This is a genomic window from Cryobacterium sp. PAMC25264 (genome assembly GCF_019443325.1).
Classification (GTDB): domain Bacteria; phylum Actinomycetota; class Actinomycetes; order Actinomycetales; family Microbacteriaceae; genus Cryobacterium.
In genome coordinates this window covers 2,052,680-2,073,965 of record NZ_CP080383.1, presented here as the reverse complement: position 1 = coordinate 2,073,965, position 21,286 = coordinate 2,052,680, and the positions used below count along the sequence as shown (strand labels likewise).

Sequence of the window (21,286 nt, the reverse complement as noted above, 5' to 3'; positions counted from 1 at the left end):
CCGGGGCAAACGTGGCGTGAAGCATGGGTCTCCCTGCGCCGGTTGGCGTCGTCGGGTGCAGGCTCCGGCGCCGAGCAGGAGGAGTAGACGATATGACCAAGCAGGCGGGGACCGAGCAGACACAGACGGGGCAGCCCAGCGTCGAGCATCCGGCGGTTGTGGAACGCGTCGCACGCGGCAAGGCCGCACGCACGAGCACCCCGGTATCCAGCCATCGCGGTTGGCAGCCGGCGGCCGACCGACCAGACCCGGTCGCGCTGCTCGAGGAGCAGAACCTCACCCGGGAAACCGACCTGGTGCCGGTGCGGCACGGGCGCATGATGGCCTCTCCGTTCACGTTCTACCGGGGCGCCGCCAAGATCATGGCCACCGATCTCAAGGACGTGCCACGGGCTGGGCTCATCGTGCAGCTCTGCGGCGACGCCCACCTGTCCAACTTCGGGGTGTTCGCCTCACCCGAGCGCAATCTCCTCTTCGACCTCAACGACTTCGACGAGACCCTGCCCGGCCCATTCGAATACGACGTGCTGCGGATGTCCGCGAGCTTCACGATCGCCGCCCGCAACAACGGCTTCAGCAGTGACGACGTGCGCGCCATCACCGAACAGTCCGTGCGGGCGTACCGCGAAGCCATGGCGCAGTTCGCGCAGATGGGCACCCTGGACATCTGGTACGCCAAGTTATCCGAGGCCGAACTGGTCGCTGCCATGGACACCGTGCGCGCGAGCCAGAAAGGAAAGGCCGCCCGCAAGGCGTCGAAGAGACTGGAGAAGAACGCCCTGAAGAACGCCGCGAAAGCTCGATCCCGGGACAATCTGCAGGCGCTGGCCAAACTCGCCGAATTCGTCGACGGCCGGTACCGCATCGTGAGTCAACCGCCCATCGTCATCCCGGCGCGCGAGCTGGCCTCGACCTTCGGCCTGACCGCCGAGGAGGCCCAGGCCGCGATCCTCAGCCAGCTGCAGTCCTACCGGGCCACCCTGCAGGATGATCGCCGGCAGCTCCTGGAGCGCTTCGAGGTCGTGGACGTCGCCCACAAGGTGGTCGGCGTCGGCAGCGTCGGCAACCGAGCGTTCATCGCGCTGCTTCAGGGCCGGGACGAGCAGGACCCGCTGTTCCTGCAGGTGAAGGAGGCCACGGCATCCGTGCTCGAAGATCATCTGCCACCGAGCGTCTACGACCAGCCCGGCGAGCGGGTGGTGCAGGGACAACGGCTGATGCAGGCCGCCAGCGACATCTTCCTGGGCTGGACCAAGGGGGTGCAGGCGGGCCGGTATCTGTACTGGCGGCAGCTGCGCGATATGAAGGGCTCGGTCGTCGTGGAGGCCATGGTGCCGCTGGGTATGTCGTTCTACGCACAGGCCTGCGGCTGGACCCTGGCACGCGCCCACGCGCGGTCGGGCGACCCGATCGCCATCGCGGCCTACCTGGGCGCCAGCGACAAGTTCGACCGGGCGGTCACCGACTTCTCCCTCCGCTACGCCGACCAAAACGACGAGGACTACCAGGCCTTCCACGACGCCGTGCAGAGCGGCCGGTTGGTCGCCCGAGCCGGCGTCTGACCGGCCGCGCAACTGTTCCCCGTGCGGACTTCTGCACCCAGTGCGCCGGGTGCAGTTGTCCGTTTCGGGCACAGAAGCCGCAGGTCGGAACGGGGTTCGCGTTCCGGCCGCCGTACGATGGCAGGACACGCCGCACCCGCGCGGCACACCGGGCGACACGGCGGGGGAGGAGGCGACGGCATGGCGAAGGCACCCACGGTCTACGATGTCGCCGAGCGGTCGGGCGTCTCCATCGCCACGGTCTCCCGCGTCTTCCGATCGCCCGACACCGTGCGCGAGCCCACCCGGCAACGTGTGCTCGCGGCCGTCAACGACCTCGGCTACGTTCCCAGCGCCGCGGCCCGCGGACTCGCCGCGCGCCGCACCAATGTGATCGGCCTGTTCTTCCCCGGCCACGACGAGACGGTCCCAGACCAGCCGGTCGATTCGGCGCGCGGCGACACCGTGCCCATCGTCGACGACGATCCGGCCGGTGCGCCGGATGCCGAGAACCTCTACTTCGACGAGGTCCTGCGCGGTGCCGAGATCGAGGCCTGGCGCCGGGGGTTCGCCCTCATGGTGGCCGCCGGACGCGGCAACACCCGCGAGGCCCTGGTCACCGATATCGCCGGCCGGGTCGATGGCCTGGCCGTGCTGGCCCGCACGGTACCCGACGAGCTGCTCGCCTACGTGGCCCGCCGTATCCCGGTGGTGATCCTGGCCGGCGCTCAACGCGCCGACGAGTTCGACCACGTCAGCGCCAGCAACGGGCCAGGCATGCGCACCCTGGCCAACTACGTGCTGCAGTCTCACGGCGTGCACGAGGTGGTCTACATCGCCGGACCCGCTGACTCGCCCGACGACGCCGAACGCCTCGCCGGCTTCCGCGACGCCCTGGCCGACTCCGGGGTGGCCGAGAGCAGCGTGCGGATCCTCCGCAGCGACTTCACCCGCGACGGAGGCCGCGCCACTGCAGCGCGCATCCTCGCCGGAGCCCAGCCGCGCGGCATCCTCTGCTCCAACGACGAGACCGCTCTGGGAGTGCTCGACGTCCTCGAGCAGCGCGGCATCCGGGTGCCCGACGACATCCTGGTGACCGGGTTCGACGGCATCGCTGCCGGCCGCCATTCCCGTCCCAGCCTCACCACGGTGCACCAGCCCATGGTGGAGCTTGGCCGCGCCGCGGTGCACGCCATTACCGCCCGGCTCGACGACCCCAGCCTCGAACCCCAGGCTTTCACGCTGCCCGTCGAGGTCGTGCTGCGGCAGAGCTGCCCGCGCGTCTGAGCCCCCGGCTCCACCCGTTCCCCAGAGATTCTGCTTGCTTTTCATGAATGTATGCGCATACACTCGAATCAGATCACGCGTCCGCCGACGCGATCAGCTCAACGACGACTGAGGAATACCGGTAGTAATGATGCAACCCACTCGATCTCGGCGCAGGTCCCGGCCGCTGGCCCGCACACTCGCCGCCGTGGCGATGGCCGTCGCCGCCTCCACGCTCGCCGCGTGCAGTATCCAGATCCAGAGCGCGCCCGACCCGTCCATCCCCGACGACACCATGCTCGTCGCCGCCGACAACGGCTCCCCATTGTTCGAGAAGAACTTCAACCCGTTCATGATCAACAAGCGGGTCGCGGCGTTCTACATGTACGAGCCGCTCATCGTGCTCGACAACCTCACCGGCGAAGAGCACCCGTGGCTCTCCACCGGGTACACCCAGCCCGACCCGTCCACGATCGTCTTCACGATCCGCGACGGCGTCACCTGGTCCGACGGCGAAGACTTCACCGCCGCCGACGTGGGCTTCACGTTCCAGCTCCTCAAGGACAACCCGTCGCTCGACCTTCAGGGCATCTGGAGCTACATCGACACCTTCGAGGTCGGCGACGACACCGTCACGGTGCACCTCACCGCACCGGATGTGCCCGCCGCGCAGCTCATCGCCTCCACTACCCTCATCGTGCCCGAGCACATCTGGGCGGATGTCGACGACCCCACCACCTGGCGGAACCCCGACCCGGTCGGTACCGGCCCGTACACGCTGGGCAACTTCGCCCCGCAGCAGTACACCGTCGACAAGAACCAGGACTACTGGCAGGCCGACACCGTCGCCGCCGAACACCTGATCCTGCCGGCCACCAACACCCAGCTCGACGTGGCCACCAAGGGTTACGACTGGGCCTACTCGTTCATCAGTGACGTCGACGGCGCCTGGGTGGATGCCGGAAACAAGAACACCTACTGGTTCCCGCCGGGCGGCACCATCGCCCTGTTCCCCAACCTCACCAAGGCGCCGTTCAACGACGTCAACGTGCGCCTGGGCCTGTCCACGGCGCTGGACCGCGGCATGGTCGGCGACGCCGCCGCGGAGGGGTACATGGACCCGGCCGGCCAGACCAACATCCTGCTGCCCAACCAAGCGGATGTGCTCAACCCAGATATCCCGGACTCCGGGCTGATCACCCAGGACACCCAGAAGGCGCTGGACTACTTCGCCGCGGCGGGGTACACGCAGCAGGGCGGCAAGCTGGTGGACGCGTCCGGTGCCCAGCTCAGCCTCACTATCACCACCGCAGCCGGGTACAACGACTGGCTCAAGGGCGTGCAGGAGGTGCAGAAGCAGTGGGGCGCGATCGGCGTCGACGTCAAGGTCGCCTCGCCGCAGCCCGCCGCGTACACCCTGGCGCTCCGCAACGGCGAGTACGACCTCGCCATGGGTGCCACCGGCGGCACCGGCAACACCTTCCGCGACTTCAACAACCTGCTCTCCAGCGAGTGGGTCAAGCCCGTCGGCGAAGAAGCCAGCAACAACTTCGAACGCTTCAGCGACCCGGCCGTCGACAAGATCCTGGCCGAGTACAAGGTCGCTCTGGACCCCGCGGTACAGGCCGACCTGGCCAACCAGCTGCAGGAAGTCGTCTACGACCAGATCCCGTCGATCAGCCTCTACTACGGCGGCTCCTGGGGACTGTTCAGCGACGCGAAGTTCACCGGTTGGCCCAGCGCCGACGACCCGTATGCGTCGCCCAAGACCTACGAATCCACCCCCCTCCTCGTTCTCACCCACCTGAAGAAGGTCAATGATGACTAGCACCACGGCGGCGCCACGCGGCGCCGAGAGCCTCGCCCCGGCGGGTCTGAGTCCCACGGATGCGGCGGCTTCGCCCAGCCCGCTCCTCCGCGGCAGCGTGTTCGTCGCACGCAAGCTCGGCCTGTTCGCCCTCACCCTGTGGGCGGCCGTCACGGTCAACTTCCTGCTGCCGCGGCTGATGCCCGGCACGCCGGCGGATGCCGCGCTGGCCAAGCTCGCGCAGAACGGCCCCGTGACCGAGGCCACCAAGGCCGCCATCGAGGCGCAGCTCGGCGTGCCCACCGGCAACATCCTCGAACAGTACGTGGCCTACCTACACCAGGTGGTGACGCTGGACTTCGGCATTTCGTACACCTTCTACCCGCAGAGCGTGGGCGAACTGGTCTCGGCCGCGCTGCCCTACACGCTCGTGCTGGTGGGCCTGGTCACCGTGGTCGCCTTCATTCTCGGCACCCTGCTCGGCGTGCTCGCGGCCTGGAAGCGCGGCACCTGGCTCGACAGCGTACCCACCCTGGTGGGCTCGTTCATGAGCGCCTTCCCGTACTTCTGGACGGCCCTGCTGCTGCTCTTCTTCGCCGGCTACGTGCTGCGGCTCTTCCCCACCTCCGGGGCCTACGGTCCCACGGCCTCGCCGAACCTCTCGTTCGAGTTCCTCGGGGATGCGCTCTACCACGGGGTGCTGCCGGCACTCACGATCCTGATCACCTCGCTCGGTGGCTGGATCCTGGGCATGCGCAACACCATGATCTCCACCCTGGGCGACGACTACGTCACCTTCGCGGAGGCGAACGGGCTCAAACCCCGCACCATCGCCCTGCGCTACGCCGCCCGCAACGCCATCCTGCCCAACCTCACCTCGTTCGGCCTGGCCCTCGGCGGTGTCGTCGGCGGCTCGATCCTGGTGGAACAGGTCTTCGGCTACCCGGGCATCGGCTACCTGCTCTTCAACGCCGTCACCAACCAGGACTACCCGTTGATGCAGGCACTCTTCCTGATGATCACCGTGAGCGTGCTCATCGCCAACTTCCTCGTCGACATTTTGTACGGCGTGCTGGACCCGAGGACCCGACGATGACCACCTCACTGCCACCGACCACCGCTGCCATTCGCGCTCCCCGCACCTCGATCGACGCGGCCCGTCGCCCTGGAAGGTCGTTCTCCGCGTCGCCTCCACGGTGTGGAGCAACGGCAAGGCCCGCATCGGCCTCGTCATGCTCGCCGTGTTCATCCTCCTGGCGATCTTCGCGCCGCTGATCGCCCCATACGGAGCCAGGGAGACCGGCTTCGAGCGGAGCGCCGACGGCAGTGCAGCGCACTGGCTCGGCACCACCGCGGCCGGTGAAGATGTGCTCTCGCAGCTTCTCTACGGCGCCCAGATCAGTATCTTCGTCGGGCTCGTCGCTGGCCTCCTCTCCACGATCATCGCCGTGCTGATCGGCCTCAGCTGGGGCTACGTGCGCGGGTTCGGTGCCGACGTGATCAACTTCGTCGTCAACCTGTTCCTCGTCATCCCCGGCCTGCCGCTCATGATCGTCATCGCCGCGTACCTCTCCGGGGGTGGCATCGGCATGATCATCGTGGTCGTCGTGATCACCGGCTGGGCCTGGGGCGCCCGGGTGCTACGCAGCCAGACCCAGTCCCTGCGCTCCCGCGACTTCGTCACGGCCGCCGTGTTCAGCGGCGAACGGCCCTTCCGCATTGTTTTCCGCGAGATCCTGCCGAACATGACCTCGCTCATCGTGGGTAACTTCTTCGGTGCCGCCACCGCGGCGATCCTCGCCGAAGCCGGCCTGGAGTTCCTCGGCCTCGGTGACTCCACCGTGGTGAGCTGGGGAACCATGCTCTTCTGGGCGCAGAACTCCAACGCCCTGCTCACCGGGCAGTGGGCGCTCCTGTTCGCCCCCGGCCTCTGCATCGCGCTGCTGGCCACCTCCCTCACCCTGATCAACTTCGGCGTCGACGGCATCAGCAATCCCCGCCTCCGGGAAGGAACCAAGAAATGACCCCGACACCGTTCAGCCAGAACCCGCCCGCCGCCAACACCACCCTGCTCGAGGTGCACGACCTGTCGGTGCATTACGGCTACGGCGAGAACGCCACCAAGGCCGTGCAGAACGTCTCCTTCCGGCTGGCCCACGGCGAGTTCGTCGGCCTGGTGGGGGAGTCCGGCTCGGGCAAATCCACCCTCGGCTTCGCCCTCACGGGCCTCTCCAAGCCGCCGGCGCACATCGAGAAGGGCCGCATCCTCTTCGGCGGCAAGGACATCGCCAGCCTCGACGCCGAGCAGCTGCGCGAGCAACGTCACGGCGGCATCGCCATGGTGCTGCAGTCGGGCATGAACGCGCTCAACCCGGTGCGCAGCATCCGCAACCACTTCGTCGACATCTTCCGCGCCCACGGGCACGTCGACCGCTCACGCTGGACGGACCGGGCCACCGAGCTGATCGGTAAGGTCGAACTAACCCCGCAGGTGCTCGACAGGTTCCCGGGCGAGCTCTCCGGCGGCATGCGGCAGCGGGTCTCCATCGCGCTCGCGCTCTCCCTCGAACCCGAGCTGATGGTCTTCGACGAGCCCACCACGGCCCTGGACGTGCTGGTGCAGCACGCCGTGATGAACACCATCATCGAACTGCAGAAGAGCGAGAACTTCACGGCCATCCTGATCAGCCACGACCTGGGCATCGTGCTCGAATCCGCCCAACGGGTGATGGTCATGCACGAGGGCCGCATCGTCGAGGATGCGCCGGCCCGGCAGATCCTGGAGAACCCGCAGGCCCCGTACACCCGGATGCTGCTCTCGCACTACGCCGACCCGCGCGCCGAGATCGTGGAGTTGCCCGGTTTCGCCGACCGGCAGCAGCGGAATGCGCAGGGTGCTGAGCGGGCAGAGGGCGCGACCCACGCGCCCACGGTCTCACCGCGCACCCGGCGCACCGACCAGCACGCCATGGTCGTCGAGAACGTCTCGAAGATCTACCCCGCCCCGCGCCGCGGCGAGGCCCCCGTGCGCGCCGTGGACAACGTGTCCTTCACCCTTGAGCCCGGCGCCGCACTGGCCCTGGTCGGGGCCTCCGGCTCGGGCAAGTCCACGATCGCCAAGCTCATCACGGCGGTCGAGAAGCCCACCAGCGGCAGCATCCGCTTCGGCGACCTCGACGTGGGAGAGCTGAACCGCCGCCACTTCCGCCGGCTGCACCGCGACGTGCAGATGGTCTTCCAGGACCCGTACTCTGCGCTCAACCCGCTGCACACCGTGGAATACGCGCTGACCCGCCCGGTGATCAACTTCACCGGCCTGACCGGCACCGACGCCCGCCGCCGGGTGCTCGAACTGCTCGACATCGTGGGGCTGAGTTCCGTGGAGGAATTCGCGGCCAAGCTGCCGCACCAGCTCTCCGGCGGGCAGCGCCAGCGCGTCGTGATCGCCCGCGCGCTGGCCAGCGACCCGCAGGTCATCATCGCCGACGAGCCGGTGTCGATGCTCGACGTGTCGCTGCGTGCCGGCGTGCTGGCCCTGCTCGAAGACCTGCGCGAACAGTGGGGGGTGAGCCTGCTCTACATCACCCACGACCTGCTCAGCGCCCGGGTGGTCACCGATAACATCATGGTGCTCAACGGGGGGCAGGTGGTGGAGCGCGGCGTCACCGCCGATGTGCTGCAGAACCCGCAAGACGACTACACGATCCGGCTGCTGGACGCGATTCCGAACCCGCGCAAGGTCGTCGCGTGACGGCCGCGTTCGGCGGCCTGGCCCTGGCCCCGGAGCTCGAGCACTTCAGCATCGACACCGCGGCCGGCCCGCTCACGGCGTTCCGGGTGCCGCCGCAGGGTCCTAGCCGTGGCGTGGCCCTGCTGGTGCCGGGCTTCACCGGGTCCAAGGAGGACTTCCGGCTGCTGCTGCCGCTGATCGCTCAGCACGGCTGGGAGGTCGTGAGCTACAGCCAGCGCGGCCAGGCCGACTCGGCCGCGCCCGTTGGCATCGAGAACTACCGTCTTGACGACTTCGCGGCGGATGCCGTCACCGTCGCCCGCGAGATCGGCCGGGGTGGCCCGGTGCACCTGGTCGGCCACAGCCTGGGTGGCCTCGTCGCCCGGGCCGCACTCCTTCAAAGTGTTTCCCGGCAGAACGGGCCGGCGCTGTTCACCGACCTCACCATGCTCTGCTCCGGCCCCGGCGGCCGGGCGGGGGCGCACGAGGCCGAGGCCGAGTTGGTGGCCGAACACGGCACCCTGGCCATCTGGGCGCTCGACCACCCAGCGGGCAGCGCGCTCACCGCCGACGACGAGTTCGTGCGCGATCGCCTGATCGCCTCCTCGGTCGACAACATCCTCGGCGGCATCCGCATCCTTCAGTCCACGCCGGACTCCACCGAGGCCGTGCGCGCCACCGGGGTGCCCACCCTCGTCGCCCACGGCGACACCGACGACGCCTGGCCCATCCCGTCGCAGAAGCTCATGGCCGAGCAGCTCGGCGCCGTGTATCGGGTGATCCCGCAGGCCGGGCACCTGCCCAACCTCGACAACCCGGGCTTCGCGGCCGTGATGCTCGACGCGTTCTGGGCATCCACCAGCTGATTCTTTCTCTTTTCACCACCGCACCATCGCTACCCCAAGGAGATTCTTCCATGCTCACTTTCCCCCAAGGCTTCCTGTGGGGCGCCGCCACCGCCGCCCACCAGATCGAGGGCAACAACGTCAACAGCAACTGGTGGCCCAAGGAGCACGCCGAGGGTACGACCATGGTCGAACCCTCCGGTGACGCCGCCGACAGCTTCCACCGCTACCGCGAAGACATCCAACTGCTCGCCGACCTGGGCCTGAACTCCTACCGGTTCAGCATCGAGTGGGCCCGCATCGAGCCCGAGCGCGGCTTCACCTCCCGTTCGGCCGTTGACCACTACCGCCGCATGGTCGACACCTGTCACGAGTTCGGCATCGAGCCGATCGTGACCCTGATGCACTTCACGGTGCCGCGCTGGTTCGAGAACGACGGGTTCTGGCGGGCGAAGGATGCCGCCGACCTGTTCGCGCGCTACACCGAGCTGGCCCTGCCCGTCGTGGCCGAGGGCGTCAACTACGTGTGCACCATCAACGAGCCCAACATTGCCGCCATGCTCGCCGGTGGAGAAGACGCCGCCAACCTCGTGGCGCACGGCCTGCCCGACCCCGACCTGCAGGTGGCGGACGCGTTGTTGCTCTCGCACCAGCGCTCCCGCGAGGTGCTCTCGCAGGTGAGCGGGCTCAAGACCGGCTGGACCATCGCCACCCAGGCCTTCGTGGCCGTGGAGGAGGAAGGCGCGGCCGAGAAGCTCGTGGAGTACGGCCACCCGCGCGAGGACTGGTACCTGGAGAACGTGAAGGGTGACGACTTCGTGGGCGTGCAGGCCTACACCCGCACCTTCATCGGTCCGGAGGGCCCTCGTCCGGTCGCCGAGAACGTGGAGACCACCCTCACTGGCTGGGAATTCTTCCCGCCGGCCGCCGGCATCGGCGTGCGTGCCGCCTGGGAGCTCACCGACCACGTGCCCGTCATGGTCACCGAGAACGGCATCGCCACCGCGGATGACAGCCGCCGCATCGCCTACACGCAGGGCGCCCTCGAGGGCCTGCACGCCTGCATCGAGGACTGCATCGACCTGCTCGGCTACCTGCACTGGTCGGCGCTGGACAACTACGAGTGGGCCTCGGGCTTCACGCCCACCTTCGGCCTGATCGCCTGGGACAAGCAGACGTTCGCGCGCACCCCCAAGCCCAGCGCGAGCTGGCTCGGTGAGGTCGCCCGCCGCAACGGCCTGGAGTCCTCGGTCGCCCCCGCGGCCTAGCCGTCTCCGCCGGCCACGCGTTGGTCGAGCGTGTCGAGACCCGGCTGCACGTTGGTCGAGTGTGTCGAGACCCGGCGAGAAGGTCTCGACAGGCTCGACCAGCGTGGGTGCGGCTAGACGAAGCGCTCGAGAACCGTGCCGTCGCGCATCCGTTCCACCCGCTTCACGTGCTCGCGGATGTCGCGTACCCCGCGGTACACCGCCAGCTCGGCCACGTCGACCACCTTGGTGGACGCGTGCGCCCGGGTGGGATGCGCGAATTCCTCGATCGACAGGAAGCTGTCCCGCCCGCGTGGCTCGGCACTGAAACGCTGCGCGAAGCCGGTGTTCACGGTCGTGAGTTCGATGTCGTCCTCGTGCGCGTTCACCAGGCTGCGGGTGTCGAGGGTCAGCACGGTGTGGGCGTCATCCCGGTAGGAACGCGCGGCCAGGAGTTCCTCGAGCCGCCGCTTCTGTAGGAAGAAGAACACCCGGTCGTTGAGCATCGTGTACCACTCGCTCGGCGTGAGGTCTTCGAGCGCCGCGGCGAGCGACGATTCGTGGATCGCCTTCTGATGCCGGATGACCGCGGTGCCGTAGTCCGGGTGCTCCAGCTCGATCGACTCCCCGCGCCGCTTGGTCAGGATCGCCGCCTGGGGTGCCCCCTGGCGTACGCCCCAGCGCGTCACCAGGGCGCTGGTGCTCAGCAGTCCGTGCCGCTCGATGGACGGCCACGCCCCATCCGCTGCCACGTGGTACAGCTCGGGGTAGAGGCGGATCAGGTCCTTGGAGAGCACGGGGCAAGCGTACCGCGGGCCCGGCCGGACCCCGTCCGGCCGGACCCGCATCCGGCCTACACCCGCGCCGGTACCCGCCCCACCCGGCCCAGACGCTCGGCGCTGGGGTCCATGCTCGGGCCGAAGGGCGTCTCGTCGCGGTTCAGCCGGAACGCCAGCGGCAGAGCCCGCCCGAAGTGCCGCAGCGCCCGGTGCCAGAAGGTCACCGGGTTGAGGCCGCAGACACGCATGGCCGGGCCGTGGTCGATCGCCAGTGCCGTCGCGGTGCCCACCGCGAGCACCCAGGCCAGCGACGCGGCCAACACCCGAGCCGGGCGGGGAGTGGACGCGAAGCCCATCCTGAGCTGATCGATCTGAAACCGCACGTGCTCAACCTCGTCGGTGAGGATGCGCCGCGCCACCCCCTGCACGACGGGGTCGGCACAGTGCTTCAGCGCGACGAAGTACTCCATCGCCACGGTCTCGACGATGAGGAACAGCGCAACCTCTGTGCGGAGGCCCATCATGCGGCGGAGCACAACGAAGATGCCGTCGGACCAGTGCGCCGTCAGTCGTTCGGCGCCGAACCGCGACAGGGCGGCCCCGAAGAGGGCCGAGTGCTTCTGCTCCTCGGCAACGAAGAGCCGCAGTGCCGCGTCGTACTCGCGATCGTGGCGGCGGCGCGCCTTCGACAGCAGGCCGGTTCCATCGCCGCTCTCGCCCAGCTCGAAGCGTTGCAGCGACCGGGCGATCAGGGCGATGTGCGGTGCGGGGAGGGTGGAGACCGAATCCCACGGGATCAGCGCGTCAAGCCGGTCATGCCGGGCGAGATTTGCTTTGAAGTAGCTGATCCAGGCGTCGAAACCCGGGCTGGACGGTGCCTCGTTCTGATTCATGCGAACTCCTCACGTAAGCGAATCCAGCGGCTCAGTGGCCCCGGAAATGCATTTGCTGTAACCTGACGAGGGTTAACGTATCGAATAACGATACAAAATGCACGTTATTCGATATGGAGGGGCACATGTCTCGTTCGGTACTCGGCGCGCTCCGCGCTCTTTTGATCGTGCTGTTCGCCGGGTCGCTGGCCGCGCAGGCCGGCTCCGGGCTCATCGCCGGCGCCGTGGCGCGCGGCCCTCTCGCAGTCGTCGTCATCACCCTCATCGTGGCGGGAGCCCTCTGCGTCGAGGTGGTTCTGCTGAGTGTGTGGATGCTCGTGGCGATGATCCGCCAGGAGACCCTGTTCGATGATCGCGGGCACGCCGACCGATGGGTCGACGCCGCCATCGGCGCGCTGATGGCCGCAGCGGTGGTCTCGGCCGGGGGAGCGGTCGCCCTGGTCGTGCAGGCCGCCGAGCCCGGTGCCTGGGGCCTGGCTCTTCTGGCGGTTGCCGCCTGCGGGGCGAGCGCCGCCCTCGCCCTGCTCGTGGTGGTGATGCGCCGACTGCTGCACACCGCCATCAGCTTGCGGAGCGAACTCGCCGAGGTCATTTGATGGGTATCGTCATCAACCTCGACGTCGAGCTGGCCAAGAAGAAGATGTCGGTGACCGACCTCGCGGCCGCAATCGGGCTGGCGGTGGCCAACGTGTCGATCCTCAAGAACGGTCGGGCCAAGGCCGTGCGGTTCTCCACCCTCGACGCCATCTGTTCGGTGCTGGGCTGCCAGCCCGGAGACATCCTGACCTACGTCCCCGACTCGGGCGAGCCGGCGGGCGACGAGAGCGGCGAGGCCTGACTCGGGGGATTGCCTACTGCAGGCCGCGCGTCAGAAATTGAGCGCCAACCGGATGCCGAGGGCGAGCATGACCACCGCGATGGTGCCGTCGAGCACCCGCCACGCTCCCGGCCGGGCGAAGACAGGCCGCAGCAATCGCGCCCCGAAGCCCAGCCCGGTGAACCACAGCACGCTCGCCAGCATGGCGCCGCCCACCCACCACCAGCGCTCGGCCGGGCCCTGTTGGGAGGCGACGGAGCCGAGGAACAGCACCGTGTCAAGGTACACATGCGGGTTGAGCCAGGTGAGGGCGAGGACCGTGCCGACGGCCACCCGCATCCCGGTGACGCCCGGGGCGCCCGTCACCACCAACGTGCCGGGGCGGAGAGCTCGTCGTGCGGCCCACAGGCCGTAGACCACCAGGAAGGCCGCCCCGAGCATCCGCACGACGACCATGGCCACGGGTGCCGCCTGCACGAGGGCGCCCATGCCGAGCACCCCGGCCAGAATGAGCGCCGCGTCGGAAAGGGCGCAGATGATCACCACCGGGGCGATGACCCGGTTGCGCCCCTCGATGCCGAGCCGCAGAACGAACGCATTCTGGGCACCGATCGCGATGATGAGCGAGAGTCCCGTCACCAGGCCCAGCAGAGCGGGCAGGAGCGTGGTTGCGGGGGTCATGGGTTCCACGTTACGAACACCTCATGATTCAGTCCAGCTACTGTTTCTGATGATGCATAAGCTGAACTTATGCAACGGTTCACCCTGGATCAGCTCGCCACCCTTCTGGCCCTTATCGAGGAGGGCACCTTCGACAAGGCGGCACGCAGTCTGCACATCACGGCGTCGGCGGTGTCGCAGCGGGTCAAGACCATGGAGCAGTCCTGCGGCCGGGTGCTCGTGCAGCGCACGACCCCGGTGGCGCTCACCGACGCCGGTGCCCTCGTACTGCGCTACGCCCGCCAGGTGGAACTGCTCGAGGCCGATACCGTGCGGGCGTTGCAGGATGCCGGGCCCGCCGGGCAGGCCGTGCGGGTGTCGCTGGCCGTGAACGCCGACAGCCTGGCCACCTGGTTCCTCGCGGCCCTCGCCGGGGTCTCCGACGAGCTCGACGTGGCCTTCGACCTGCACCGGGAGGATCAGGAGCACACTCTGTCGCTGTTGCGCTCCGGCGCCGTCATGGCCGCGGTCACCTCCAGCCGCGAGACCATCCAGGGTTGCGTCACCGAACCTCTCGGTCGGATGCGGTACCGCGCCGTGGCCACGCCGGACTTCGTCGCCCGACGGCTCCCGGCCGGTCTGGCCGGGCTCTCGGCGGCGCCCGTGGTGACCTTCGACCGCAACGACGACCTGCAGGATGCTTTTCTCCGTGCCAACAATGGGCGGCCCGGTGAGGCGCCCCGACACGTCATCCCCGCCTCCAACGACTTCGCGCGCGCGGTACTACTGGGCCTGGGCTGGGGCGTGTTGCCCGAGCAACAGTGTTTAGCGGAGATCGCCGCCGGTTCGCTCGTGGAGCTCGCGGCTGCGCATCCGGTGGACGTGCCGCTGTACTGGCAGCGCTGGAACCTCTCGTCGCCCCTGCTGGACGCCGTCTCGGCGGCGGTGCGGGATGCGGCGGTCCGGGAACTGTTCGCGCTCTGAGGCCGTCGTCGAGGCCGGGTCAGCCGCGACCGGTTCAGCCGGCCAGCAGGTGGGCGAGGCTTATCGGCTGGACACCGGTGATCGTCTCGACGGCGGTACTGACCTCGTCCATCTCGCCGGCGGCGATGGCGGTGTAGGTCGACACCCAGGCATCCACCTGCCAGTCCGGTGCGCCCCACGGCCGGCGGGATTCGTAGGCCTCCGACAGCGTCTCGGCGTGGTAGCGCACGGTTCCGGCCACACTGCTGCCGGCGTGGGCGCTGCCGGAGGCGGAGAGGATCGCCGCCACCTCGGTCATGGTCAACGCCTCCGGACCGGTGAGGTCATAGGTGACATTGTGGTGCGCCGTGACGTCGTTCAGCACCGTCACAATGGTGCGGGCCACGTCGGCGCGGGCGACGGCGGCCACCCGGCCGGTACCGGCCGGTCCGCGGATGACGCCGTCCGTGCCGACCAGCGCGGGCATGAAGTCGAGGTAGAGGCTGTCGCGCAGGAAGGTGTAGTCGATCCCCGACGACCGGATGTACTCCTCGGTGGCGTAGTGGTCCCTGGCCAGAGTGAACGTCGCATCCGGAGCCGCGGCGATGAATGAGGTGTAGACGATGTGAGACACCCCGGCGGCCCGGGCGGAATCGATGAAGGCGACGTGCTGGGCGAGGCGCTCGGCGTTCTCGGCGGCTGACACCATGAAGAGCGTTTGCACGCCCTCGAGTGCCCGTTCCGACGCGGCACGGTCGGAGTACGAGAACGGCAGGGCGACGCTGCCGTTCAGCTGCGGCGCCCGGTCCACCGTGCGGGCGAGCAGGCGTTGCGGCACTTCGGCGGCGGCCAGCGTGCGGGCCACCATGCCGCCGAGTACGCCGGTGGAGCCGGTTATGGCGAGCGTGGGGAGGGAATCGCGCAGGGCGGTGTTCACGGGGTGTCCTTACAGGTCGGTGTGCGCGAGCGGGGTGCCGCTGCGGCTGGCGCGAATTTCGATGCTCTGGATCTGCTCGCTGGGCAGGTCAGTGGAAGCCGCCAGGTTCTCGGTGCTCGGGCTGGTCGCCGTCCAGGTGGCCAGCACCGTGGAGGCGCCGCTCCGGTCGGTCATGATCATGTCGTAGTCCTGGGGTCCGTTGTCCTTCCACAGCTCGTTGAGGTACACGCACGACCAGTCGAACCGGGTGCCCCAGTCGGTATCGGTGATAGTCACCGCGGCCGTAAGGGCGTTGGGCTCGAGGGGTTCCATGGCCACGACCTGTATCGCGGGGGCGTTTGCGGACGGCACGGCGGATCCCGCCTCGGGCGCGGGCGCAGTGGCCAGGGTGGCGCCGAGCACCCCACTGCCCAGGGCGATGACCGCGGCGGCAGCGGTAAGGGTGACGGCGAGGCGCAGACGGTTGCGCCGGCGGCGCCGCACCGCCGCGCCGGCAAGGCGCTGCACGAGCCCGGGCTGGTGCAAGGCGGTGCGCAGACGCTCGTCAGAGGCGTCGGTCGATGCTGGGGCGGCGGCGTGAGCCCCTCCGGCTGGGTGGGCCTCGGCGATAGCCACGGCCTCTGCCGCCGGCAGCGCGCTGAGGATTCCGGGCAGGCCGGCAAGCTCGGCGACGGCCGCGGAGCAAGCCGGGCAGGTCGGCAGGTGGCGTTCGAAGTCGTGCCGGTCCTCGGTGCTCAGCGCACCGAGCACGTAGGCAGCGTCCCACTCGCGAAAGCGGTCGGGGGTGGAGGTCATTCGGTGACCCCTCTTTCCTGTAGGGCGAGCCGCATCGCTCGCAGGGCATAGTGCAGCCGGGACTTGACGGTGCCCTCCGGCACTTCTTCGCGACGGGCGATCTCGGCGATGGGCCGGCCGAGGTAGTAGGCGCTGACGAGAACCGTACGGTGCTCGGGAGAGAGCGCCGTGAGGGCATCCGTCAGCAGCCAGCGATCGAGGATCGCCTCGGTGCCGTCAGCGGACGCCGTCTCGGGTAGGACGTCGGAGCTGATCTCGCGGGAGTGCCTGGCGCTGCGCCGGTCGTCGATGACGAGGTTGCGGGCCACGGTGAACAGCCACGCGCGGGCAGCCTCATCATCCCGGTCGAGCAGGGCGGGTCGCTTCCAGGCCCGGAGCAGGGCCTCTTGTACAACGTCCTGGGCGAAGCCGTAGTCGCCGGTCAGGCGCACCACGTACCGGAACAGGGCCGGTCCGTGGGCATCGTGGAGCGCCCGGAGCAGGGCCGCCTGTGGTTCAGTCACGGTCGCCTCCCGGTCTGCACGATGCCCACGATGAACACGGCTGGACTAATTCTGCGTGACGTTGAGGGAGAACTCGATCGATCCGGTGTCCTCCACCGACACGAAGCCCAGGTCGGGTGCCTCGACGCCGTAGTCGCTGAACGTGATCGGGATGGTGCCGACGACCTGCCCGCCGGTGTCGGTGAGCGCCGCCTGCAGCTCGACGGTCACCGAAGTGGTCACGCCGTGCAGGGTGAGGTCACCGGTGGCGCTGACCGTCTGCGCGACCCCGGCCACGGGAGCCTCGAGGGTGACCGGCTCCGTCAGGGTGAACGTGGCGGTCGGGAATTCGCCGACCTCCATGGCGGTATCGCGGAAGTAGGCGTCCCTGGCGCTCTCGTCGGTGGCGATGCTCGCCACATCCACGGTGATCGTGGCGGCGGTGAGCGAGAGCGCGTCGACCGTGAGGTCGCCGGTCACGTCGGACGAGCGCCCGGTTACGGTCACATCCTTGCCCTGCAGCACTTCGTCGACGCGGTAGCCGGCAAAGGAGTCCGCGCCGATGCTCCAGGTTCCGCTGAGGTCGTCGGCGTTCACCGCTGCCGAGGTGGCCGCATCCGTCGAGCTGGGGGTCGTGGCGGCGATGGTGGGCGCGGCGTCGGTCTTGCCGTTGGCGTAGTCGGCGTATACGGCCGGCCCGAATGCCAGGGCAGCACCGCCGACAACGACGACTCCGCCCGCAATCCACAGCCCGATCTTCGTTTTCTTCTGCATGTCACCCTCGTTCGTGTCCGTAGCGGATGATGGTCATCCACTCTGAACAACGAGGTAACAGCCCGAAAGGTTCACCTGAATCCGAAATTTGCTGCCGCAAGCGACGAACGCTTATGCGGACATAGTTCGAAAATGAGGATCCAGCGAGTGATTCCGTCCTCGTAATCTCACTTTTTCCTCTCTGCAGGATCACGGATGGTGCCGGCCCGCCCGTTGATGCGGCGGCCCAGCTCGGCGGCTGAGTGCTCCACCTCGGCCGCGAGCGCGGGCCACCGCTCCGGCGGCACGCTCGACCGGGAGAACGTCACGGCGATGCCCGCGGCCGGCCAGCCACTGTGGTCCCGCACCGCCACGGCGACGGATGCGATGCCCGCCGTGACGTCACCATCCTCGGCGGCATAGCCCTGGATGCGCACCTGGCTGAGCAGCCGGCTCAACTCGCGGTAGCTGCTCACGGCGCAAGAGGGTTGCGTACCGGGCGTACCGGGCGCACCGTCGGAACCCGCGGCGCTCGCCGGATGCTCGACACCGTCGCCGGAACGCTGCACGAAGGCCGACGGGTCGGGAAAGAGCGCCCGGAGCTGGGGGAGGGGCAGCGTGGCCAGCAGTGCGCGCCCGCTGGCGGTGAGATGACTCGGGAGCCGCACGCCCACATCCGTCACCAGTGCGGGCCGGCGAGGCGCGCGCTCCTCGACCAGGTAGATCACATCACGCCCGTGCAGCACGGCCAGGTGGGCGCTCTCGCCGATCCTGTCAACGAGGGCCGCGAGGATCGGCCGGCCCAGCCGGGCCAGGGGTTCCTGGCGGGAGAACCCGCTGCTCAGCTCGAAGGCGGCCAGCCCGATGCCGTACCGTCTGGCCTCGGGAAAGTGCAGGACGAAACCGAGCTCGCTGAGCACTCCGAGCAGGCGATACACCGTGGACCGCGGCAGCCCGAGCGCTTGGGCGATGCTGGAGGCCGGCACCGGACCGCGTTGGGCGGCCAGGTGGGTGAGGATGGCCAGCGTGTGGCGCGCTGCCGGTACATCGTTCTGCGCGGGCGCCACACCGTGTTCGCGCGGCACAAGCATTGGCGAACCCTTCCCTGTGTGATCGGTTCCGACTACGCGCTCACCCTGTCGGTGAGAGTGCGCAGGGTGGCCTGCAGGGTGCTGAATTCTGCGGGATTCAGGCCCAGGGCTGCGGTCATGTCGCAGTGGATCTTGGTGGCGTGGCCGCGCAGTTCGTCACCGGCAGGCGTCAGGGCGATCTCGACGAAGCGCTCATCTGAACGGTTTCGCCGCCGGGTCAGCAGCCCGTTGCTTTCCATTCGGCGCAGGAGCGGAGTGAGCGTGCCGTGGTCCAACCTCAGGGTGTCGGCGAGCTCGCGCACGGTGCGCGTTCCTTCGTCCCAGAGGACGACCAACACCAGGTACTGCGGATAGGTCAGGCCCAAGTCGGCCAGGACGGGCCGGTACGCATTGGTGACGGCGCGGGACGCCGCGTACAGGTCGAAACAGAGTTGGTCAGAAAGTGGTGGGGTCCGGAGGTCGGCCATGGCTCACATCCTGTCACCTTTCCCAGTAACTTGTGCGCTAGTAGCTTGTACACAAGATGTGTAAGGTGTTGGTATCGACGGTGTGTTGACTGAAAGAGGACTATGGCCACTCCCGCCCCCGAGCTGCCCGCGAACGAAGCCCGGCTCTCCGTCGAACATCGGACCCACGTGTCCGAGGAACGGGATGCTGCCGACCCTTCCGTGGCCAGTGGCCCGCAGCAGCGGGATCGTTGCCTGGTTGCTGCGGGTCAGGGTGATGCCGGGGCGTTCGCCCAGTTGTATGACGACGTGGCACCGCACATCCTTGGCCTTGTGGTGCGGATCCTGCGGGACGTTCAGGAGGCAGAGGTGCTCACCGAGAGAATCTTTCTCGAGATCTGGCATTCTGCCGCACGTTTCGACTCCGGTCGGGGCGCGGCGCTCTCCTGGATGATGACGACGGCGCATCGAATGTGCGTGGAACATGTCAGGAGCGACGTGGAGCGCGGTGTCCGAAGCGCGCCGGGCAGGCACGCCATCGCCGGCGGAGGGTCACACCTCCCTCCGATCGCGCCGGAAGCCCTGACCTATGCTGCGCCGCACGTCACTGTTCTGAGCGGGGCTCTCGCAGACCTCGAACCAACCCAGCGTCACGCGCTCAAGCTGGCGTACTACAACGGTCATAGTCACGGTGAGGTGGGCCAGCTCCTGCGGATTCCCGCAGCTGCGGCGAAGACCTCCCTAACCCGGGGGCTGCACGGTCTCAGGAGCTCTCTCTCCGCCGCCACGAGCTGAGCGCTTACCGGTCTCTCGTGCCTGCCAGATGAGACGCATGACGTCGATCACTTCGTCCGGGGTCGAGCCGGCCGACTCGGCTTCGGTGACGAGGTCGCGGATGCGCCGCACGACTGACGCGGGCAGCACCGCGGCCTGCTCGGCGACTCGTGTGCCTGCTGCCGTACGGCTTACCACCAGCCCGTCGCGTTCGAGTAGCTTGTAGGCCTTGGCCGCGGTGCCCGGGGCCACACCCAAATCGCTGGCGGTCTGACGCACAGTGGGCAGTCGTTCCCCTGCGCCGAGTTGCCCAGAGGCGATCAGGCCGCGGAACTGGCGATAGATGTCGAGGGTCGGACTAGCGTCGTCGGGCGACGGGAGGACAGGGCGGCCGCTCACCGAACACTCTCCGCCTGGGGTCCGGGTGCGCTGGCCGTGGGCCGACCCGAGGAATTCCCGATGCGGAGCCAGCCGGCGACTACGAGCAGCAGCGTGAAGGCCACGACCTCGAGCAGAGGAGCCAGCAGCCCGGCGGCCAACGCGATGCCGCCGTACTGCCAGACAATGTCGTACGTCTCGCTGCCGCCGTCGCCCGACACGGTGACCTGTGACATCGAACCGTATCTCCCGATGAACCGGAACGCGCCGCCGAGGGCGAGCAGCGCGCCGGCGGTGGTGATTCGCGTCACGGCGGATGCGATCGTGGTCCGGGCGCGACTCTCCGCGCCCACGGTGTCGGGACGCAGGAAGGGGCGATGGGCGTTGCCTTGTAGGACGGCTCCGGTCACGACGACCAGCGCGGTCAGGCAGACCAAGACCGGAACGCCGAAGGACCAGCCATAGAACCAGGGGTGAAGGGCCTCGACCTGGGTATTGGGCACCGGGAGCTCCAGGTGGATGTATCGACCACGGTCATCCGCCGACGAGGCCAGGCCGGCCGCGATGGTCGTACCGAGCAGGGCGACAATCGCGCTGCCGGCGCCGATGAGAGCCGCCCGGGAGCTGAACGACGACCAGACCCGGCGTTCGGTCGGGACCACGGGGACCTCTGAGCGGGTCGTGCCGCGGACGGCGATGAGAACCAGCACGACGAGAAGGCCTACGGCCGCCGTGAACACCGGCGTTGCGTACTGCCACCACTCGACAACATCGGCGAGGTTCAGCAGGTATCCCCGCACCACGTTTTCGGCGGCGTAGACGGCGATGACCAGGACGGACGCCCCGCCGAGGGCCTGCAGTTCGAGCCGGTAACGTGCCGGGGTCGTGCGGTGGCGCAGCCCGGTAGCGGACGTGCGGCTCTCACTCGTTCGACGCAGCCTCGCCATGATCATGGCGCCGGATACCAGCACTGCGGCGACGACAAGCGAGAAGAGCGGCAGGCTCAGCGCGGCCGAGACCAATTCCACTGGGCCGAACGAGGACAGAATACTCGATGCCATGCGCGTCTCATTTCTCTAGTT

The 21,286-nt window shown here is 68.6% G+C and carries 23 protein-coding genes; 12 read left to right on the top strand and 11 right to left on the bottom strand.

Annotated elements, in window-relative coordinates:
- Positions 1 to 92 precede the first annotated feature (92 nt).
- The 8 genes from KY500_RS09525 to KY500_RS09490 all read left to right on the top strand — a co-directional run bounded on the left by KY500_RS09525 (position 93) and on the right by KY500_RS09490 (position 10,457).
- Complete coding sequence (locus tag KY500_RS09525) at positions 93 to 1,562, top strand: DUF2252 domain-containing protein (RefSeq protein WP_219900370.1); 1,470 nt, start codon at positions 93 to 95, stop codon at positions 1,560 to 1,562.
- A 180-nt stretch (positions 1,563 to 1,742) separates the two neighbouring features.
- Positions 1,743 to 2,828 (top strand): LacI family DNA-binding transcriptional regulator, encoded by a 1,086-nt coding sequence (locus tag KY500_RS09520; protein ID WP_219900369.1) that lies wholly within the window; start codon positions 1,743 to 1,745, stop codon positions 2,826 to 2,828.
- A gap of 127 nt (positions 2,829 to 2,955) precedes the next feature.
- The gene (locus tag KY500_RS09515; RefSeq protein WP_255579132.1) at positions 2,956 to 4,635 is read left to right on the top strand and encodes an ABC transporter substrate-binding protein; all 1,680 of its coding nucleotides are present in this window, start codon (positions 2,956 to 2,958) and stop codon (positions 4,633 to 4,635) included.
- Positions 4,628 to 5,710, top strand: a complete 1,083-nt coding sequence (locus KY500_RS09510) for an ABC transporter permease (protein WP_219900368.1) — start codon at positions 4,628 to 4,630, stop codon at positions 5,708 to 5,710. The genes KY500_RS09515 and KY500_RS09510 overlap by 8 nt, the downstream gene beginning before the upstream one ends.
- A gap of 100 nt (positions 5,711 to 5,810) precedes the next feature.
- A complete protein-coding gene (locus KY500_RS09505; RefSeq protein ID WP_255579131.1) occupies positions 5,811 to 6,638 on the top strand; it encodes an ABC transporter permease in 828 nt (275 codons plus the stop codon).
- Positions 6,635 to 8,365 (top strand): ABC transporter ATP-binding protein, encoded by a 1,731-nt coding sequence (locus tag KY500_RS09500; RefSeq protein WP_219900367.1) that lies wholly within the window; start codon positions 6,635 to 6,637, stop codon positions 8,363 to 8,365. Before KY500_RS09505 ends, KY500_RS09500 begins: the two co-directional genes overlap by 4 nt.
- A complete protein-coding gene (locus KY500_RS09495) occupies positions 8,362 to 9,210 on the top strand; it encodes an alpha/beta fold hydrolase (RefSeq protein ID WP_219900366.1) in 849 nt (282 codons plus the stop codon). Before KY500_RS09500 ends, KY500_RS09495 begins: the two co-directional genes overlap by 4 nt.
- A gap of 50 nt (positions 9,211 to 9,260) precedes the next feature.
- Entirely contained in the window at positions 9,261 to 10,457 is a 1,197-nt protein-coding gene (locus KY500_RS09490) for a glycoside hydrolase family 1 protein (protein WP_219900365.1), read from the top strand.
- Positions 10,458 to 10,570: 113 nt separating this feature from the next.
- Here KY500_RS09490 and KY500_RS09485 read toward each other — a convergent pair whose 3' ends face one another.
- Together KY500_RS09485 and KY500_RS09480 are read right to left on the bottom strand one after the other, a co-directional pair.
- Positions 10,571 to 11,233: a hypothetical protein gene (locus tag KY500_RS09485; protein WP_219900364.1), complete on the bottom strand. Its 663-nt coding sequence runs from the start codon at positions 11,231 to 11,233 to the stop codon at positions 10,571 to 10,573.
- Positions 11,234 to 11,289: 56 nt separating this feature from the next.
- On the bottom strand, positions 11,290 to 12,108 hold the full coding sequence (locus KY500_RS09480) for a ferritin-like domain-containing protein (RefSeq protein WP_219900363.1): 819 nt from the start codon (positions 12,106 to 12,108) through the stop codon (positions 11,290 to 11,292).
- A 125-nt stretch (positions 12,109 to 12,233) separates the two neighbouring features.
- On the opposite strand from KY500_RS09480, the gene KY500_RS09475 reads away from it, so the two are divergent.
- Positions 12,234 to 12,704, top strand: a complete 471-nt coding sequence (locus tag KY500_RS09475; RefSeq protein WP_219900362.1) for a DUF2975 domain-containing protein — start codon at positions 12,234 to 12,236, stop codon at positions 12,702 to 12,704.
- Complete coding sequence (locus KY500_RS09470; protein ID WP_219900361.1) at positions 12,704 to 12,946, top strand: helix-turn-helix transcriptional regulator; 243 nt, start codon at positions 12,704 to 12,706, stop codon at positions 12,944 to 12,946. Before KY500_RS09475 ends, KY500_RS09470 begins: the two co-directional genes overlap by 1 nt.
- Before the next feature lie 30 nt (positions 12,947 to 12,976).
- On the opposite strand, the gene KY500_RS09465 is transcribed toward KY500_RS09470, so the two are convergent.
- Complete coding sequence (locus KY500_RS09465) at positions 12,977 to 13,606, bottom strand: LysE/ArgO family amino acid transporter (RefSeq protein WP_219900360.1); 630 nt, start codon at positions 13,604 to 13,606, stop codon at positions 12,977 to 12,979.
- A gap of 69 nt (positions 13,607 to 13,675) precedes the next feature.
- Here KY500_RS09465 and KY500_RS09460 point away from each other — a divergent pair, with 69 nt between their 5' ends.
- Positions 13,676 to 14,569: a LysR family transcriptional regulator ArgP gene (locus KY500_RS09460; RefSeq protein ID WP_219900359.1), complete on the top strand. Its 894-nt coding sequence runs from the start codon at positions 13,676 to 13,678 to the stop codon at positions 14,567 to 14,569.
- A gap of 34 nt (positions 14,570 to 14,603) precedes the next feature.
- Here KY500_RS09460 and KY500_RS09455 read toward each other — a convergent pair whose 3' ends face one another.
- From KY500_RS09455 to KY500_RS09430, 6 genes are all read right to left on the bottom strand, one after another.
- Entirely contained in the window at positions 14,604 to 15,485 is an 882-nt protein-coding gene (locus KY500_RS09455) for an NAD(P)H-binding protein (RefSeq protein WP_255579130.1), read from the bottom strand.
- A 9-nt stretch (positions 15,486 to 15,494) separates the two neighbouring features.
- Positions 15,495 to 16,280, bottom strand: a complete 786-nt coding sequence (locus KY500_RS09450; protein ID WP_219900358.1) for an anti-sigma factor — start codon at positions 16,278 to 16,280, stop codon at positions 15,495 to 15,497.
- The gene (locus tag KY500_RS09445; protein WP_219900357.1) at positions 16,277 to 16,783 is read right to left on the bottom strand and encodes a sigma-70 family RNA polymerase sigma factor; all 507 of its coding nucleotides are present in this window, start codon (positions 16,781 to 16,783) and stop codon (positions 16,277 to 16,279) included. The genes KY500_RS09450 and KY500_RS09445 overlap by 4 nt, the downstream gene beginning before the upstream one ends.
- A gap of 45 nt (positions 16,784 to 16,828) precedes the next feature.
- Entirely contained in the window at positions 16,829 to 17,536 is a 708-nt protein-coding gene (locus KY500_RS09440; protein ID WP_219900356.1) for a YceI family protein, read from the bottom strand.
- Between the two features lie 167 nt (positions 17,537 to 17,703).
- Positions 17,704 to 18,606 carry an IclR family transcriptional regulator gene (locus KY500_RS09435; protein ID WP_219900355.1) on the bottom strand — a complete coding sequence of 301 codons (903 nt, stop codon included), beginning with the start codon at positions 18,604 to 18,606 and terminating at the stop codon, positions 17,704 to 17,706.
- A 32-nt stretch (positions 18,607 to 18,638) separates the two neighbouring features.
- Entirely contained in the window at positions 18,639 to 19,073 is a 435-nt protein-coding gene (locus KY500_RS09430; protein WP_219900354.1) for a MarR family winged helix-turn-helix transcriptional regulator, read from the bottom strand.
- Positions 19,074 to 19,175: 102 nt separating this feature from the next.
- On the opposite strand from KY500_RS09430, the gene KY500_RS09425 reads away from it, so the two are divergent.
- Entirely contained in the window at positions 19,176 to 19,847 is a 672-nt protein-coding gene (locus KY500_RS09425) for a sigma-70 family RNA polymerase sigma factor (protein ID WP_219900353.1), read from the top strand.
- Here KY500_RS09425 and KY500_RS09420 read toward each other — a convergent pair.
- On the bottom strand, positions 19,794 to 20,225 hold the full coding sequence (locus tag KY500_RS09420; RefSeq protein ID WP_219900352.1) for a GntR family transcriptional regulator: 432 nt from the start codon (positions 20,223 to 20,225) through the stop codon (positions 19,794 to 19,796). The two genes, KY500_RS09425 and KY500_RS09420, sit on opposite strands and share 54 nt — an antisense overlap.
- Positions 20,222 to 21,265 carry a hypothetical protein gene (locus tag KY500_RS09415; RefSeq protein ID WP_219900351.1) on the bottom strand — a complete coding sequence of 348 codons (1,044 nt, stop codon included), beginning with the start codon at positions 21,263 to 21,265 and terminating at the stop codon, positions 20,222 to 20,224. Before KY500_RS09415 ends, KY500_RS09420 begins: the two co-directional genes overlap by 4 nt.
- Positions 21,266 to 21,286 lie beyond the last annotated feature (21 nt).